Raw genomic sequence first — 15376 nt, 5'->3', positions numbered from 1 at the left:
TCAGACACTCCTCGAAACACGGCCGAGCGCAGGCTCCAGACCGTCGATAAACAGGCAGGCAGCCAGCAGATCAGCCGCGCCGCCGGGCGAAGCATTCAGCGCCAGCAATTGCTGATCCAGTTGGTTCAGTGCGCGGCGCCCGGCAAGGCTGGCACTGCCGCCAACGTCCAGCACGTGCTGAGCGCCGCGCTGCATGGTGTGCAAGCCTTCGATACCGGCACGATGCAGCACGCAGGTGTCGGACAGGGTGGTCATGATCGCCAGCAGCGCATCCAGCCGGGCGTTCTGCTCGCCACTGCCCGCCGCGCGACTGCGTTGCAGTTGCGGCAAGGCGAAATCCCTGACTGCCGGGAAGCCTTGCTGCGCCTGTTCCCGGGCGCCCATTACACCGTAACGGCGAACCACTTCATTACCGTGACTGCCTTGCACGAGCACCTGGCGGTCCTTGATCTGCGCCAGGCTGGCAGCCCGCGCGAAGACGGCTTCGGGTGCGCAGTTGCGGGCATCCAGCGCGGCAGCTGTCACCAGCAGGCCCAGCGCCCAGATCGCACCTCGATGAGTATTCACGCCCAGGGTGGTGCGCAGCATCGTCGCTTCACCTTCGCGACCGAGACGGCCGAGCGCCTCACGTAATGGCTGGCCCACTGTGTTGAATTGCCCGGCGGCGTCAGCCATCAACTTGAAGGTCGGCCACAGTGACAGCGCCGAGGAATGCATCAGGCCCAGGTGCAGGTCGGTGTGTGCGCCGCTGCCACGCCGGTCCACCAGTGCAGGTTTGGGCGACAGGTCGGCTTCGGCGATCAGGGCATCGACGGCCAGATCGGCCAGTCGCTCGGCAAGCGAAGCAGCTTGCGGTGTCAATTGAAGTGCGCTCATCACCAACTCCTGAATTTGGCAGGCGGGCTGTACAGACCACCGGACCACTGAACCAGATCGGCAATGCTCTTGGCCGCAAGCAGTTCACGGCTGGCATCGGTGCGCCGGATGCCGAGGTCTTCCGGCAGCGCGATCAGCCCTTCACGACGCATACGTGCAGTGTCTTTCGGGTTATGGCGCAAGCCGATCACGGTCACGCCCGCCACGGCGGCGATCATCGCCTGACGCTCTTCCAGGCTGCGCGCCTTGTAGAGGTAGGCGATGCCTTCTTCGGTCAACAAATGGGTGACGTCGTCGCCGTAGATCATGATCGGTGCCAGCGGCATGCCGCTTTTCTTCGCCACTTCTACAGCGTCCAGCGTTTCAACGAAGGTCGGCTTGCCGCCCTCCTGAAACGTCTCGACCAACTGCACCACGAGCTTTTTGCCGCGCTCCAGATAGGCATCCGGGCCGCTCTCGTTCTGTTGGCGCATGTCCAGCCATGCCGGGGTGGCATGACGTCTGCCGCGCGGATCATGGCCCATGTTCGGTGCGCCGCCAAAACCTGCCAGCCTGCCACGGGTGACGGTCGAGGAATGCCCGTCTCCATCCACCTGCAGGGTCGCGCCGATAAACAGGTCAACGGCATATTGGCCAGCCAGCTGACAGAGTTGGCGATTGGAACGCAGCGAGCCATCGCGCCCGGTGAAGAACACATCCGGGCGCGCAGCAATGTAGTTTTCCATGCCCAGTTCGGTGCCGAAGCAATGCACGCTCTCGACCCAACCGCTTTCGATGGCCGGGATCAGTGTCGGATGCGGGTTAAGCGTCCAGTTACGGCAGATCTTGCCCTTGAGGCCTAACGACTCGCCGTAAGTCGGCAGAATCAGTTCAATGGCTGCGGTATTGAAACCAATGCCGTGGTTCAGCGACTGAACGTTGTGTTTTTCGTAGATGCCGCGAATCGCCATCATCGCCATCAATACGTGCACCGGCTTGATGTGGCGTGGGTCGCGGGTGAACAGCGGCTCGATGTAGAACGGCTTGTCGGCCACCACCACAAAATCGACCCACGAGGCGGGAATGTCCACGCGAGGCAGTTCGCTGACGTCATCCACCAATTGATTGACCTGAACGATGACGATGCCATCGCTGAATGCGGCCGGCTCGATCAGCGCGGGGGTGTCTTCGGTGCTCGGGCCGGTGTAGATGTTGCCTGCCCGGTCGGCCATGAAGCCTGCGGCCAGCACCACGTTGGGGATCAGGTCCACCACCAGCCGCGAATACAGTTCGATGTAGGTGTGGATCGCACCGATTTCCAGCAGGCCGTCTTCCAGCAACTGGCTGATGCGCAGGCTCTGCGTGCCAGCAAACGAGAAGTCCAGTTTGCGTGCGATGCCTTGCTCGAAAAGGTCGAGGTGCTCGGCGCGGCCAACGCTTGGCATGATCATGTGCAGGTCATGGACCTTGCCCGGATCGACTTTGGCCAGCGCGCGGGACAGGAAGTCCGCTTGCTTCTGGTTATTGCCCTCAAGCACCACCCGATCACCGGAAACCAGCAAGGCCTCCAGCGCCGCGACAATCTTGTCGGTCGACAGCACTACGCCATCGGCCAACGCCCGCACCTGCTCCAGACGCCGCTGCTTCTCGGTGCGACGACGTGTCCAGCGTGCGTCGGGGGAAGTTGTTGTTGTCATGATCGCTCCACGATTTTGCTGTCGTGGGCCACCTTAGGAGCGATAGGGGCAAGCATCAATCAAGCAGCGAGGTGAATCGTTACGGCTGGAGTAACGATAGTAGAAGTGATCATTTTTTGATCACCTTTATTGATGCCCGTAACATCCGCGAAACGCTCTGCTGATCTTTGCGTAGGACCGGTCTTTAAACAGGGCTTCTGCGCACCTGAGTAGCGGTTTTACGCCTAGCCTTCAGGCTTCCAGAACTCAAAGGAAGCACTGCCATGTCGTTCATAGTCAGGGAAGGCGATCTCACCACCACGGGCGGCTTTGTGCTGGCCGCATCGGCAAGCGAGGTCATTGACCTGCGTCGCGTGGCCCGCATGGGCGACCCGGTGTGGTGCCCGGCGTGCACCCGAATCGGTTTCATTGCTCAGGGCAACCCGACGTATGTCGACGATCTGGTGGCGGTTGCCACTCAGGGTCATGAGGTGCGGTGTAGCTGCGCCCCCGGCAGCAACCGCCTGACCGCATCACAGCAAGAAATCCAGGCCGATATGGACGCAGCTGTCACCATCTCCACAGAACTGGCATCTACAGCGAGGCTGCATGCCGAACAGCTTGCGCGCTCACTGAGAGACGGCAGCTATACGCCCGAGGTGCTCAGGCCACGATGATTCCTGCGCCCCAGCGTTATGCATAAGTCTTGAGATGCTCACAGATTGGCTTCTGCCCGAAGGGCGTGGGAGCGAACTTGTTCGCGAATACGGTAGTTCAGACGATACATTTTCTGTGACTATACCGGCCCTTTCGTGAACAAGTTCACTCCCACGGCCTTCGGCCAGAATCAAAAGCGGACTTGTGTATAACGCTGAGTGCTACGCGCGGTGCATACCCATCACGGATGGGCATTGGTCTCCAGCAAGTGATGCAGGTCCACGAACTGCTGCGTCAGCTTGTGACGGGGGTCCAGGTGGATCAGCGGCAGGCTGGCCTGATGCGACTCGCGCATTTTCACCGATGCGCCCAGGTAGACCGGCAACACCGGCAGCCCCTCGGCTATCAGCTCGTCGAGCATCTGCTGCGGCAGGCTGGCTCGGGGCTGGAACTGGTTAACGATGATGCCTTCAACCTTAAGATCTTCGTTGTGATCCTCTTTCAGCTCCTCGATCTCGCGCATCAGTCCGTACAGCGCCTGTCGGGAAAAGCTGTCGCAGTCGAACGGAATCAATACACGATCAGACGCAATAAGCGCCGAAACCGCATAAAAGTTCAGTGCTGGCGGCGTATCCAGATAAATCCGCTCGTAATCCTCACTCAGTTCGTCGAGCAGTTTGCGCAGCTTGTTGATCTTGTGCTTTACCTCAAGTTTGGGCTGCAAGTCGGCAAGCTCGGCAGTGGCCGTGACCACATGCAGGTTATCGAAAGGTGTTTCATAGATATCAACGTGGTTTTTCTTGGCGAACGGTGCTGCTGACAATGTGTTCTTGAAGAACTCGGCAATACCCATCGGAATATCCTGACCGGTAAGGCCGGTGAGGTACTGAGTCGAGTTGGCCTGGGCATCGAGATCGATCAACAACGTCCGATAGCCTTCGTGAGCGCTGACTGCAGCCAGATTGCAGGCGATGCTCGATTTGCCTACACCGCCCTTCTGATTGAATACCACGCGACGCATGCTTTGGGTTCCTTGAAAGATGAAGAAACAGCAGGTGTGGCCGATAACGACCTTAAGAGGTGTAGAGTCTAGGCAGTACATATGACAACAGCGAGCTTATCGCAAAACGGCACGTACCTGCCTGTCATCCTAAAGCCAGACTTGAACTTTAAAATACACGTCTGTAAACGATTTTTATGTAACAAATTTGCTAGTAATGACCCCCATCGGGATAATGCGCGCGCTCGGTCAAATTACCGCACCCAGGCTGATATCTACCTGATATCGATTTAGCGAGAAACAAGCCCGCAGGGGCGGGAAGAGAAGTCTTGATCACCTTCAACATTGCACGATGGCATGCCTGGGCTCCGGGCCTGGCGAGCGCGGAAGACTGGCTGCAATGGAGCCGCAATCCGACGCTACTGGAAACCAGTGATGCCGCGCCAGACGTGTCTTTCCTGCCTGCCATGCAACGTCGCCGCCTGGGCCGCATGGCCAGAATGGCATTTGCAGTCGGCTGGCCATTGACTGAAGGTTTGGGGCGCGTACCGCTGGTGTTTGTCTCGCGCCACGGAGAAACCCCGAGAACGTTTGAAATTCTGCGCGATCTGGCTGCGAACGAGCCGGTTTCACCGACCCAGTTCAGCCTTTCAGTGCATAACGCAGTGATTGGCCTGTGGTCGATCATGCGCGGTGAAACAAGTGAGATGACAGCCCTGGCCGCCGCAGGCGACGGGCTGGAGTATGGAGCGTTCGAGGCCGCAGCGTTGCTGGCCGAGGGTGCAGAAGCAGTATTGCTTGTGGTGACTGAAGAGCAGCCACCACACGCTTATGCACAATGGATTGATGACGTGCCCTTTCCCTACGCGGTCGGCTTGCTGCTGACGCCCGGCAACGAGTGGGAATTGTCTTTGCACAGCGACACACAAGGGAACCCGCAGACTCGATGGCCCCACGCATTGAATCTGCTGCAAGCCTTGCACACTGATCAATCCGTCTGCCTGCACCCCTGGAATAACCGGTTATGGAACTGGCAACGCAAGAACTGAAAAAACGTCAGGATGCTTATTACTGGCGTTTGCTGGCAACCGCCTTCAGCTTTGCCCTCTTCGGGTTCAGCGGCCTGTGCCTGCGCTTGTTCGTTTTTCCGGTACTGAGTTGCCTGCCCGGCAGTGTAGCCAGTCATCAGCGCCGCGCCAGGCGGACCATCAGCCGCCTGTTCTGGCTGTTCATCCGCATCATGGCGCGCATGGGCGTGTTGACCTACGAGGTACAGGGTGCCGAAAAGCTTGGCCGCCCCGGGCAGATGATCATTGCCAACCACCCGTCACTGATCGACGTGGTGTTCCTGATCGGGCTGGTGCGTGACGCCAATTGCGTGGTCAAGCGCAGCCTGTGGGAAAACCCGTTCACCCGTGGCCCGGTGCGCTCCACAGGTTACATCAGCAACGACGGCAGCATGGACATGCTCGATGCCGCCGTGGAGCGCCTGCAAAGCGGCCAGACACTGATTATTTTCCCCGAAGGCACCCGCACCCAGCCGGGTCAGCCGCCGGTCTTTCACCGGGGCGCGGCCGCCATTGCACTGCGTGGCGCGAGCATGATCACTCCGGTGACCATCAAGGTCCAGCCGACCACTCTGACCAAGGCCGAGCCCTGGTATCGCATTGCACAACGCCGCGTGCACTTCAGTTTGCGCGTCGGTGCCGATATAGACCCCACCGCCTTCAGTTCGCTGGGTCCGCCGCCCGTGGCGTCCCGCAAGCTCAACGATTACCTGCATGACTATTTCACCAAGGAGCTCGCCTCAGATGAGCGATCTGCACCAGGACATTAAATTGTTGATCATCGATGCCCTGGGCCTCGAAGACATCACCCCGGAAGATATCGGCAACGATATGACGCTGTTCGGCGAAGGACTGGGACTGGACTCGGTGGATGCGCTCGAACTGGGCCTGGCCATCCAGAAGCGCTATGGCATCAAGATCGATGCCGATGCAAAGGACACCCGTAACCATTTCGCCAGCGTCGACAGCCTTGCGGCCTTCGTCAGCGCCAGACAACCGGCCTGAGAATTGAACATGCAAACCCGTGAAGACATCTTCGAAATCCTGCGCGCCGCAATGGTGGAACTGTTCGAACTGGAGCCTGAGAGGGTCACACTTGAAGCCAACCTGTATCAGGACCTGGAAATCGACAGCATCGATGCCGTGGACCTGATCGACCACATCAAGCGCAAGACCGGCAAGAAGATTGCCGCTGAAGAGTTCAAGTCAGTCAGAACCGTGAACGACGTGGTAGAGGCCGTCTACAAACTGGTCAACGCGGCCGAATGAAGCGGCTGATTGGCCTGATTCTGGTGCTGGCCGGTGTGCTGTATCCGTTTGCCGTCTACTGGGGAACCGAACACTTCGCCCCGTGGCAGTTCGCGCTGCTGCTGGGCAGCCTGTGGCTGGCGCGCGCACTGACCGGCGAGCGCAAGCCCGGCAGCCTGGCGATGGCGCTCGTCGCCCTGGTTTTTTGCGTGGCGCTGGGCGTAATCGACAGCCACCTGATGCTGCGCTGGTATCCGGTACTGGTCAGCGCGTTCATGCTCGGCCTGTTCGGTTCAAGCCTGATCTACGGCCCGCCTATCGTAGAAAGAATGGCGCGCATAAACCGCCCTGAACTGCCCGAGTCCGGCATCCGCTACACCCGTAAAGTCACGCAGATCTGGTGCCTGTTCTTCCTCGCCAATGGCCTCACGGCAGCCATACTGACGCTCTGGGCACCGTTGTCCTGGTGGACGCTGTACACCGGCCTGGTTTCCTACGGATTGATGGGCCTGTTGTTCGCTGTTGAATGGATCGTCCGCCCACCCTCTGCGGGCGGCAAATGAAATGGATCGCATGAACTGGTTGAACCTTGAACACCTGCTGCTCGACGCCCTGCCCGACCGGCCGCTGACACTGGCCCCGACCCTGGACCACGCGCAATTTCGTGATCAGGCATTGAGTGTGGCCGCAGGACTGCAAGCCCGTGGTGTCAAAAACCTCGCGGTACACCTTGAAGATGCCGCTGACCTGGCCGTCGCCTTGTTCGGTGCCTGGCGCGCCGGTGTGCATGTATTGCTGCCCGCGGACTTGCAAGGCCAGACCCGCGAGCGCTGGGCCAATCGGGTCGACCTATGGCTGACCGACCTGGCGCACGACACGCATTTAAGCGATCTGCACGCCGCGCAGCTGGCTCCGGCAGCGCTCGACCTTGACCAGTGCCGGTTGAGCCTGTGCACCTCGGGTTCCAGCGGCGAGCCCAAACTGATTGAAAAACGCCTGCGCCAGCTGGCCAACGAAGTCTGCGGGCTGGAACAGTTGTGGGGCGCGCAGCTTGGTTCGGCATGCATGATCGGCAGCGTCGCGACGCAACATATTTATGGGCTGCTGTTCCGTTTGCTATGGCCGCTGTGCGCCGCACGCCCGTTCGTGCGCCGCCAGTTGCCGTTTGCCGAAGACCTGCAACGCGCCAGCCGCGAATACCCGTCCTTTGCCTGGGTCGCCAGCCCGGCACTGCTCAAGCGCATGGGCGACAACCTCGACTGGAGCAGCCTCAGTGCCGTGCGCCGGGTGTTTTCATCCGGCGGCGCATTGCCAGCCGAAGCGGCGCAAAGCCTGCAACAACGTCTTGGCCAGTGGCCGACGGAAATTCTCGGCAGTTCGGAAACCGGTGGCATCGCCTGGCGGCAGGGCGAACAACGCTGGCAAGCCTTCGACGGCGTAGAGCTGAGTCAGGACAACGAAGGTGCGCTGCGCATCAGCTCGCCCTATCTGCCGCCCGGTCACGTCGAGCAGACCGCCGATGCCGTGCTGATTGGCGATGATGGGCGATTCGAACTGCTGGGCAGGCTGGACCGCATCGTCAAACTTGAAGAAAAGCGCGTGTCGTTGCCGCTGATCGAGCAGGCCCTTACGACTCACGAATGGGTGAACGAAGCGCGCCTTGGCGTGGTTCAGGAAAACCGTGCGTCGCTTGGCGCGCTGCTGGTGCTGAGCGATGCGGGCTTGCTGGCCCTGCGCAATCAGGGTCGTCGAGCGCTGACCGAAGCCTTGCGCCAGTATCTGCGACCGCACTGCGAAACCATCGCCCTGCCGCGTCGCTGGCGTCTGCTGCGGCAGATGCCGCTCAACGCCCAGGGCAAGCTGCCTCAGGCAGAGGTCGAGGCGCTGCTGCTGGCGCCACGCTCGAAACAGCCAGAAGTGCTTGAGCAACAGAACGTCGAAGGCGAGCTGCACCTGCAATTGAGCGTCCCGCCAGATCTGGCATTTTTCAGCGGCCACTTTCCCAAGGCACCGGTCTTGCCAGGCGTGGTTCAGGTCGAATGGGCGATCAGTCTGGGGCAGCGCCTGTTGAATCTGCCAACCGACTTTGCTGGCATGGAAGTGCTCAAGTTTCAGCAACTGGTGCGCCCCGGCGACCGCCTGAAACTGACCCTGCGCTTCGATGCCGCTCGCTCAAAGCTGCATTTCGCCTTTCACAACAGCGAAAACGCACCCTGCTCCAGCGGCCGGATTGTGCTGGAGGGAGATCATGCATAAGCCTTGCGTGATCATTCCGGTGTTCGACCACGAACTGGCCGTGCCCAGCGTGGTCAAGGCCGTCCGCAACGCAGGCTTGCCCTGCATACTGGTGGACGATGCCAGCAGCCCGGCTTGCGCCGCAGTGTTACAGCAGCTGGCGCAGGGTGAGGGTATTTACCTGTTGCGCCTGCCGGTCAATCAAGGCAAGGGCGGCGCGGTCATGGCCGGGTTCCGCGAGGCGGCACGCCTGGGTTTCAGCCATGCGTTGCAGGTCGATGCCGATGGTCAGCATGACCTGAACGATATTCCGGTGTTTCTGGAGCAGTCACGCCAGTATCCGCAAGCGTTGATCTGTGGCTATCCGCAGTACGACGAAAGCGTGCCCAAAGGCCGCCTGTACGCCCGTTATCTCACCCACGTCTGGGTATGGATCAACACCCTGTCACTGCATATTCGCGATTCCATGTGCGGCTTTCGGCTCTACCCGCTGGCCCCGGTTCTGGCGCTGATCGACAGCGTGCAGATCGGCAGGCGCATGGACTTCGACTCGGAAATTCTCGTGCGCCTGTCATGGCGTGGCCAGGCGATGCGCTGGCTGCCGACCCGCGTTCACTATCCGCAGGACGGCCTGTCGCATTTCCGCCTGTTTCACGACAACGCCCTGATCTCGAAAATGCACGCCAAGCTGTTCTTCGGCATGCTGATGCGTCTGCCGGTGATCCTCTGGCGGCGGTGGCGCTCATGACCATTGAAAAATCGCCCAAGGAACATTGGGCCAGTCACGAAGAGCGTGGCAGCTTCCTGCTCATGAAGCTTACCGCCTGGGGCATGCGCGTGCTCGGTCGTCGCCTGCTCAGCCCGGTGCTGTATGGCATCGTTCTATATTTCTTCGCCTTCGGCCGCCGTGCCCGACACAGCATCTGGGAATACCAGCAGCGCCTGGCGGACTGGAGCGCCAGACCCGAACTGCGCCCCAGCAAGCGGAGCGTGTTTGGCCAGTTCATGGCCTTCGCCGAGGCACTGCTCGACAAGCTTGATGTGTGGAACGGCAGGCTGGGCATCGAGCAGATCGAGATCATCGACCCAGCCCTGCTGCGCCACAACCTGCGCGGCGAGCGCGGGCAGATGCTGGTCGGGGCGCATCTGGGCAACCTTGAGGTGTGCCGCGCACTGGCCGAGCTCGGCGAAAAAGTCACCATGAACGTGCTGGTACACACCAAGCACGCCGAACGCTTCAATCGCCTGCTCGGTGAAGCCGGGGCGACCAACCTGCGCCTGATTCAGGTCAGCGAACTGGACCCGGCGATCATGCTGCAACTCAGCCAGCGTCTGGACGAAGGCGAGTGGCTGGCCATCGCCGGTGACCGCGTTGCCCTGCACGGCGGGCGCAATGTGCGGGTCGACTTTCTGGGCAAGCCCGCGACGTTTCCGCAAGGCCCGTGGCTGCTGGCCGGTCTGCTCAAGTGCCCGGTCAATCTGTTTTTCTGCCTTAAAGGCCCGAACGGCTATCGGGTGATTCTCGAACCGTTCTCCGACGCCATCGAATGGCGACGCAGCGACCGGGCACAGGTCATCGCCCACTGGGCCACGCGTTATGCCGAGCGTCTTGGGCACTACTGCCTGGAAGCCCCGCAGCAGTGGTTCAATTTCTACCCATTCTGGAAGTCCGATGATGATTCAAGCTCCTGACCCGATCATTTTCGGCGAGCGCGCTCTGTGTATCGAAGACGTGCTGGCCCTGGCCAATCGTCAAGCGCCGAGTGCGTTGCAAGGCGACGCTGAATTTCGCGCACGCATTGCCAGGGGCGCGCAGTTTCTCGATTCGTTACTGAACAAGGAAGGCGTGATCTACGGCGTCACCACCGGCTACGGCGACTCCTGCGTGGTGGCCGTGCCATTGGAGCATGTCGAGGCGCTGCCGCAGCATTTGTACACGTTTCACGGCTGCGGGCTGGGCAAGCTGCTGGACGCCCAAGCCACCCGCGCAGTGCTGGCGGCACGTTTGCAGTCACTGTGTCAGGGCGTTTCCGGGGTGCGCGTCGAACTGCTTGAGCGTTTGCAGGCGTTTATCGATCAGGACGTGCTGCCGCTGATCCCGGAAGAGGGCTCGGTGGGTGCCAGCGGTGATCTGACCCCACTGTCTTACGTGGCCGCGACCCTGTCCGGCGAGCGCGACGTGATGTTCCGTGGCGAGCTCCGTCCGGCCAGCGACGTGCACCGCGAACTGGGCTGGACGCCGCTGGTGCTGCGCCCCAAGGAAGCGCTGGCGCTGATGAACGGCACCGCCGTCATGACAGGCATCGCGTGCCTGGCGTTCGCCCGCGCCGATTACCTGTTGCAACTGGCGATCCGTATCACCGCCATGAACGTGGTGGCGCTGCAAGGCAACCCGGAGCACTTCGACGAGCGCCTGTTCGCCGCCAAGCCGCATCCGGGCCAGATGCAGGTAGCCGCGTGGTTGCGTCAGGACCTGGCCATCGACGCGCCAACCGCCCCACTGCATCGTTTGCAGGACCGCTATTCGCTGCGCTGCGCACCGCATGTGCTGGGCGTGCTGGCCGACAGCCTGAACTGGCTGCGCTCGTTCATCGAGATCGAGCTGAACAGCGCCAACGACAACCCGATCATCGATGCCGAAGCAGAGCGCGTGTTGCACGGCGGGCATTTCTACGGCGGGCACATTGCTTTTGCCATGGACAGCCTGAAAACGCTGGTGGCTAATGTCGCAGACCTGCTTGACCGGCAATTGGCGCTGCTGGTCGACGAACGTTACAACCACGGCTTGCCGAGCAATCTGTCGGGGGCAAGCGCCGAGCGGGCCATGCTCAATCACGGTTTCAAGGCGGTGCAGATAGGCACCAGCGCATGGACCGCCGAAGCACTGAAAAACACCATGCCGGCCAGCGTATTTTCGCGCTCCACCGAATGCCACAATCAGGACAAGGTGAGCATGGGCACCATCGCTGCGCGTGACGCCATTCGGGTGCTGGAGCTGACCGAGCAGGTTGCCGCCGCCACGCTGATCGCCGCCAACCAGGGTATATGGCTGCGCAGCAAGGCCGCCGATGCGCGCCCGCTGCCACCGGCACTGGCGGCCATGCACCAACAACTGGGCGAGGACTTTGCCCCCGTCATCGAAGACCGGGCGCTGGAGAATGAACTGCGCCTGTGCCTGAAACATATTGCCAACCGCCGCTGGAGCTTGCATGCGCAGTAAGGGTTTTCTGCACGTCGACACCGAAATCGTGGTGCCGTTTTTCGACGTCGACATGATGAACATCGTCTGGCACGGGCATTACGTCAAATACCTGGAAGTCGCACGCTGCGCATTGCTCGACCACATTGGTCATAACTACATGCAGATGCTCGAATCCGGTTATGGTTGGCCGGTGATCGACCTGCAACTGCGTTACGTGCGCAGCGCGGTGTTCGGCCAGACACTGAACGTACGCGCCAGTCTGGTGGAGTGGGAGAACCGTCTGAAGATCAACTACCTGATCACCGACGCACACACCGGCGAACGTTTGACCCGCGCCAGCACCGTGCAGGTTGCGGTCGACAGCCAGAGCCGGGAAATGCAACTGGCATCGCCCCAGGTCTTTATCGATGCCGTGAAGAGAGCTTTGCCATGAACCGTCCGTTTCGCGCCTTGCTGCTACTGGGGTTGCTGTGCCTGTCTTCACTGGCGCAGGCTTTCGATCTACAACAACTGAGTGATCAGCTCGCTAAACCTGCGGTGGTGCAAGGGCGCTTCATTCAGGAAAAACACCTGCGCGCCCTGCCGCAACCACTGCTCAGCAAAGGCCGCTTCGTGCTCGCCAGGGATTTCGGGCTGCTCTGGCTGCTGGAAACACCGCTGAAACAGGATTACCGCATCAATGCCAGCGGCATTTCCCGCCGCGAAAGCGTAGGCGACATCAGCACCTGGAAGCCCGTACCAAACAAGAATGCCGGGGCCGAGCAGAACCGCTTGTTCCTTGCTGTATTGCAGGGCGACAGCAGCGGCCTGCAACGGGATTTCGACTTGCAGCTCAAAGGCGACGCGAACGCCTGGCAACTCACGCTCACGCCGCGCTCGATGCTGCTGCAACAAGTGTTCAAACAGATCAACATCGATGGCGGCGAACTGGTCCAGCGTATCGAGTTGCTGGAAACCCAGGGCGACAGTACCGTCCTGAAAATGATCGACAGCAGCAGTGCTTCCTCCCTGACCGATGCGCAGCGCAATGACTTCAACGACTGAGCGGCTATTGCCGCGACTGTTCCTGCTGATTCTGGCAAGCGTGCTGGCGCTGGCCGGCTGGCAGTGGCACGACCGCTCGCCGCTGTCGGCCAACCTCATGGAACTGGTGCCAGGCACTGACAACGACGAACTGGTGGTGAGCGCCGAAAAGCGCATGCAGGAACCGCTCAATCGCGAAATGCTTGTGCTGGTGGGTCACACCGACCGCCAGCAGGCTGTGGAACTGGCTCGCACGCTGGCGGAGCAATGGCAAGCGAGCGGCCTGTTCGAGAAGGTTCAGTGGTCGCTGCAAGCTGATCTGCCCGGGTTGCGCACCCAGTTGCTGCAAGGGCGAATCGCGATGTTGCCGGCAGCGGATCGCGCTCTGTTGATCGATGAGCCGAAGACTTTCATCGAGCAGCGCGTACAAACTCTCTTCGACCCGTTTGCCGGGTTCAGCCTGGTGCCGGGTCAGGATGACTGGCTGGGGCTGACCGGACGTATCCAGAACGGCTTGCCGAAACAGGGCTCGGTCGAGGCGGATCTGGCCAGCGGCGCGCTGATCGCCAGCGCCGAGGGCAAAAGCTGGGTACTGCTGCGTTCGCGAACCCGAACCGATGCTTTCGATCTGCACCTGCCCGGTCAGGTCGCCGACCTGCTGGCGAAAGCGCGGGGGCAGGCGCAGCAGGCCGGTGGGCAATTGCTCGCCGCCAGCGGCCTGCTGTACGCCGCCGACGGGCAGAAGCAGGCCAGCCGGGAAATCACTTGGGTCGGCGGGGGCGCCACGTTCGGTATTCTGTTGCTGCTGTTGCTGGCATTCCGACGCTGGAGCGTGCTGCTGGCGTTTGTACCGGTGGTAGTCGGCATGCTCTTCGGTGCAGTGGCTTGCGTGGCGCTGTTTGGCAGCATGCACGTCATGACGCTGGTGCTGGGTTCCAGCCTGATTGGTGTGGCGGTGGATTACCCACTGCATTACCTGTCCAAGAGCTGGAGCCTGAAACCCTGGCGCAGTTGGCCCGCCTTGCGCCTGACCCTGCCGGGCCTGACGCTGAGCCTGATCACCAGTTGTATCGGCTATCTCGCCCTGGCCTGGACGCCGTTCCCGGCACTGACACAAATTGCCGTGTTCTCCGCCGCGGGCCTGATCGGCGCTTACCTGACTGCGGTGTGTCTGCTGCCCGCGCTGCTTGCAAAGGTCGAGATCAACCCCGCGCAATGGCCGCTGAAACTGGCGCAACTGATGCTCGATTGCCGCGCTGCGCTGTTGCAGCGCATCAGCACGCCGATTCTGCTGGCGCTGCTGCTGGCCTTCTGCGGCGGCGGGATCTGGCACCTGACCACCAAGAACGATATTCGCCAATGGGTCTCGGCACCTCAGGCATTGACCGACGAAGCCCAGGCTATCGCGCGGATCACCGGTTATCAGCCCACCAGCCAGTTCTTCCTGGTGCGCGGCAAGGATCAACAGCAGTTGCTGGATCGGCAGTCGGCGCTGACTCAGCGGCTCGATCAACTGATCAGCATGGACAAGCTGCAGGGTTACATGGCCCTCAACCAGTTGCTGGATTCGCCTGCCGAGCAGCAACTGACCCGTGATGCGCTGGGCAAATTGTCGCAACACTGGGCACCACTGGTGCAGCTTGGCGTCCCGGCCAACGCGCTGAAGACCGAACTCTCTCAATTGCAGGCACTGCCAACGCAAGACATTGATCAGGCGCTTCAAGGCCCGCTCAGCGAACCGTGGCGCACGCTCTGGCTGGGTGCCAGCGAAGATGCCGAAGGCGACGCTCAGGTAGCCAGCATCGTCAGCCTGCGTGGCATGAACAGCATGGCGTTGCTGCGCGTGCAGGCCATCGGCCTGGAGGGCGTGCAACTGGTCGACCGCTTGGGGGAACTCAATGAGGTGTTCGCCCACACGCAGATCAGCGCAGCGGAATTGAAGCTGGCATCGTGCGTACTGATCGTCCTGCTGCTGATCGCTCCGTTTGGCTTCGGCGGTGCGTTGCGCATTGTCGCCCTGCCCCTGCTGGCGGCCCTGTGCAGCCTCGCCAGCCTGGGCTGGCTCGGTCAGCCGCTGACTCTGTTCAGCCTGTTCGGCCTGTTGCTGGTCACGGCGATCAGCGTCGATTACGCCATCCTGATGCGCGAGCAGATAGGCGGCGCGGCGGTCAGCCTGCTGGGCACACTGCTGGCAGCGGTCACCACTTGGCTGTCGTTCGGCCTGCTGGCCGTTTCCAGCACCCCGGCGATCAGCAACTTCGGCCTGTCGGTCAGCCTGGGGCTGGCCTTCAGCTTTCTTCTGGCACCGTGGGCCAGCCCGCGTAAAGGGCTTCATTCGCCAGCCAATGCTGAAGGGCCACACGCATGAGTCTTGCAGCGTTGTCGTCACTCCCTGCCATCGCCCAACCGGAAA

General features: G+C 61.3%; 16 protein-coding genes. 13 read left to right on the top strand and 3 right to left on the bottom strand.

Annotation, left to right across the window (positions count from 1 at the left end):
• Positions 1-876 (bottom strand): triphosphoribosyl-dephospho-CoA synthase, encoded by an 876-nt coding sequence (locus LJU29_RS01890; RefSeq protein ID WP_057404827.1) that lies wholly within the window; start codon positions 874-876, stop codon positions 1-3.
• A complete protein-coding gene (gene mdcA, locus LJU29_RS01885) occupies positions 876-2552 on the bottom strand; it encodes a malonate decarboxylase subunit alpha (RefSeq protein WP_057452927.1) in 1677 nt (558 codons plus the stop codon). The genes LJU29_RS01890 and mdcA overlap by 1 nt, the downstream gene beginning before the upstream one ends.
• Positions 2553-2815: 263 nt before the next feature.
• Between mdcA and LJU29_RS01880 the strand changes: the two genes are divergently transcribed.
• Positions 2816-3208 carry a PAAR domain-containing protein gene (locus tag LJU29_RS01880; RefSeq protein ID WP_054996844.1) on the top strand — a complete coding sequence of 131 codons (393 nt, stop codon included), beginning with the start codon at positions 2816-2818 and terminating at the stop codon, positions 3206-3208.
• 221 nt (positions 3209-3429) lie between these two features.
• Here LJU29_RS01880 and LJU29_RS01875 read toward each other — a convergent pair whose 3' ends face one another.
• Positions 3430-4209 carry a ParA family protein gene (locus LJU29_RS01875; protein WP_005752605.1) on the bottom strand — a complete coding sequence of 260 codons (780 nt, stop codon included), beginning with the start codon at positions 4207-4209 and terminating at the stop codon, positions 3430-3432.
• A gap of 308 nt (positions 4210-4517) precedes the next feature.
• Between LJU29_RS01875 and LJU29_RS01870 the strand changes: the two genes are divergently transcribed.
• The 12 genes from LJU29_RS01870 to LJU29_RS01815 are packed head-to-tail and all read left to right on the top strand — an operon-like array spanning position 4518 to position 15331.
• Positions 4518-5237 carry a beta-ketoacyl synthase chain length factor gene (locus LJU29_RS01870; RefSeq protein ID WP_005743087.1) on the top strand — a complete coding sequence of 240 codons (720 nt, stop codon included), beginning with the start codon at positions 4518-4520 and terminating at the stop codon, positions 5235-5237.
• Entirely contained in the window at positions 5213-6025 is an 813-nt protein-coding gene (locus LJU29_RS01865; RefSeq protein ID WP_054077060.1) for a lysophospholipid acyltransferase family protein, read from the top strand. The genes LJU29_RS01870 and LJU29_RS01865 overlap by 25 nt, the downstream gene beginning before the upstream one ends.
• Positions 6000-6260, top strand: a complete 261-nt coding sequence (locus tag LJU29_RS01860) for a phosphopantetheine-binding protein (RefSeq protein ID WP_002551687.1) — start codon at positions 6000-6002, stop codon at positions 6258-6260. Before LJU29_RS01865 ends, LJU29_RS01860 begins: the two co-directional genes overlap by 26 nt.
• A 9-nt stretch (positions 6261-6269) precedes the next feature.
• Positions 6270-6524, top strand: coding sequence for an acyl carrier protein (locus LJU29_RS01855; protein ID WP_004654315.1), 255 nt, complete (start codon positions 6270-6272; stop codon positions 6522-6524).
• Positions 6521-7066: a COG4648 family protein gene (locus LJU29_RS01850; RefSeq protein WP_004654313.1), complete on the top strand. Its 546-nt coding sequence runs from the start codon at positions 6521-6523 to the stop codon at positions 7064-7066. Before LJU29_RS01855 ends, LJU29_RS01850 begins: the two co-directional genes overlap by 4 nt.
• A 10-nt stretch (positions 7067-7076) precedes the next feature.
• Positions 7077-8759, top strand: a complete 1683-nt coding sequence (locus LJU29_RS01845; protein ID WP_257111572.1) for an acyl-CoA synthetase family protein — start codon at positions 7077-7079, stop codon at positions 8757-8759.
• Positions 8752-9486 carry a glycosyltransferase family 2 protein gene (locus LJU29_RS01840; protein WP_002551683.1) on the top strand — a complete coding sequence of 245 codons (735 nt, stop codon included), beginning with the start codon at positions 8752-8754 and terminating at the stop codon, positions 9484-9486. The genes LJU29_RS01845 and LJU29_RS01840 overlap by 8 nt, the downstream gene beginning before the upstream one ends.
• Entirely contained in the window at positions 9483-10430 is a 948-nt protein-coding gene (locus LJU29_RS01835) for a lysophospholipid acyltransferase family protein (protein WP_005752586.1), read from the top strand. Before LJU29_RS01840 ends, LJU29_RS01835 begins: the two co-directional genes overlap by 4 nt.
• Positions 10411-11958 (top strand): HAL/PAL/TAL family ammonia-lyase, encoded by a 1548-nt coding sequence (locus LJU29_RS01830; RefSeq protein WP_257111571.1) that lies wholly within the window; start codon positions 10411-10413, stop codon positions 11956-11958. The genes LJU29_RS01835 and LJU29_RS01830 overlap by 20 nt, the downstream gene beginning before the upstream one ends.
• A complete protein-coding gene (locus tag LJU29_RS01825) occupies positions 11948-12373 on the top strand; it encodes an acyl-CoA thioesterase (RefSeq protein ID WP_002551680.1) in 426 nt (141 codons plus the stop codon). Before LJU29_RS01830 ends, LJU29_RS01825 begins: the two co-directional genes overlap by 11 nt.
• Entirely contained in the window at positions 12370-12984 is a 615-nt protein-coding gene (locus LJU29_RS01820; RefSeq protein ID WP_005743093.1) for an outer membrane lipoprotein carrier protein LolA, read from the top strand. The genes LJU29_RS01825 and LJU29_RS01820 overlap by 4 nt, the downstream gene beginning before the upstream one ends.
• Positions 12968-15331, top strand: a complete 2364-nt coding sequence (locus tag LJU29_RS01815) for an MMPL family transporter (RefSeq protein WP_257111570.1) — start codon at positions 12968-12970, stop codon at positions 15329-15331. Before LJU29_RS01820 ends, LJU29_RS01815 begins: the two co-directional genes overlap by 17 nt.
• Positions 15332-15376 lie beyond the last annotated feature (45 nt).

Source organism: Pseudomonas ficuserectae (genome assembly GCF_024584585.1).
Classification (GTDB): domain Bacteria; phylum Pseudomonadota; class Gammaproteobacteria; order Pseudomonadales; family Pseudomonadaceae; genus Aquipseudomonas; species Aquipseudomonas amygdali.
This window is presented reverse-complemented; position numbering and strand designations above follow the sequence as displayed.

Bases quoted from the DNA above. Each gene is read 5' to 3' on its own strand.
- LJU29_RS01815 (WP_257111570.1), top strand. From the start codon at position 12,968: ATGACTTCAACGACTGAGCGGCTATTGCCGCGACTGTTCCTGCTGATT.
- LJU29_RS01835 (WP_005752586.1), top strand. From the start codon at position 9,483: ATGACCATTGAAAAATCGCCCAAGGAACATTGGGCCAGTCACGAAGAG.
- LJU29_RS01860 (WP_002551687.1), top strand. From the start codon at position 6,000: ATGAGCGATCTGCACCAGGACATTAAATTGTTGATCATCGATGCCCTG.
- LJU29_RS01865 (WP_054077060.1), top strand. From the start codon at position 5,213: ATGGAACTGGCAACGCAAGAACTGAAAAAACGTCAGGATGCTTATTAC.
- LJU29_RS01850 (WP_004654313.1), top strand. From the start codon at position 6,521: ATGAAGCGGCTGATTGGCCTGATTCTGGTGCTGGCCGGTGTGCTGTAT.
- LJU29_RS01845 (WP_257111572.1), top strand. From the start codon at position 7,077: ATGAACTGGTTGAACCTTGAACACCTGCTGCTCGACGCCCTGCCCGAC.
- LJU29_RS01830 (WP_257111571.1), top strand. From the start codon at position 10,411: ATGATGATTCAAGCTCCTGACCCGATCATTTTCGGCGAGCGCGCTCTG.
- LJU29_RS01820 (WP_005743093.1), top strand. From the start codon at position 12,370: ATGAACCGTCCGTTTCGCGCCTTGCTGCTACTGGGGTTGCTGTGCCTG.
- LJU29_RS01890 (WP_057404827.1), bottom strand. From the start codon at position 876: ATGAGCGCACTTCAATTGACACCGCAAGCTGCTTCGCTTGCCGAGCGA.
- LJU29_RS01875 (WP_005752605.1), bottom strand. From the start codon at position 4,209: ATGCGTCGCGTGGTATTCAATCAGAAGGGCGGTGTAGGCAAATCGAGC.
- mdcA (WP_057452927.1), bottom strand. From the start codon at position 2,552: ATGACAACAACAACTTCCCCCGACGCACGCTGGACACGTCGTCGCACC.
- LJU29_RS01880 (WP_054996844.1), top strand. From the start codon at position 2,816: ATGTCGTTCATAGTCAGGGAAGGCGATCTCACCACCACGGGCGGCTTT.
- LJU29_RS01825 (WP_002551680.1), top strand. From the start codon at position 11,948: ATGCGCAGTAAGGGTTTTCTGCACGTCGACACCGAAATCGTGGTGCCG.
- LJU29_RS01855 (WP_004654315.1), top strand. From the start codon at position 6,270: ATGCAAACCCGTGAAGACATCTTCGAAATCCTGCGCGCCGCAATGGTG.
- LJU29_RS01840 (WP_002551683.1), top strand. From the start codon at position 8,752: ATGCATAAGCCTTGCGTGATCATTCCGGTGTTCGACCACGAACTGGCC.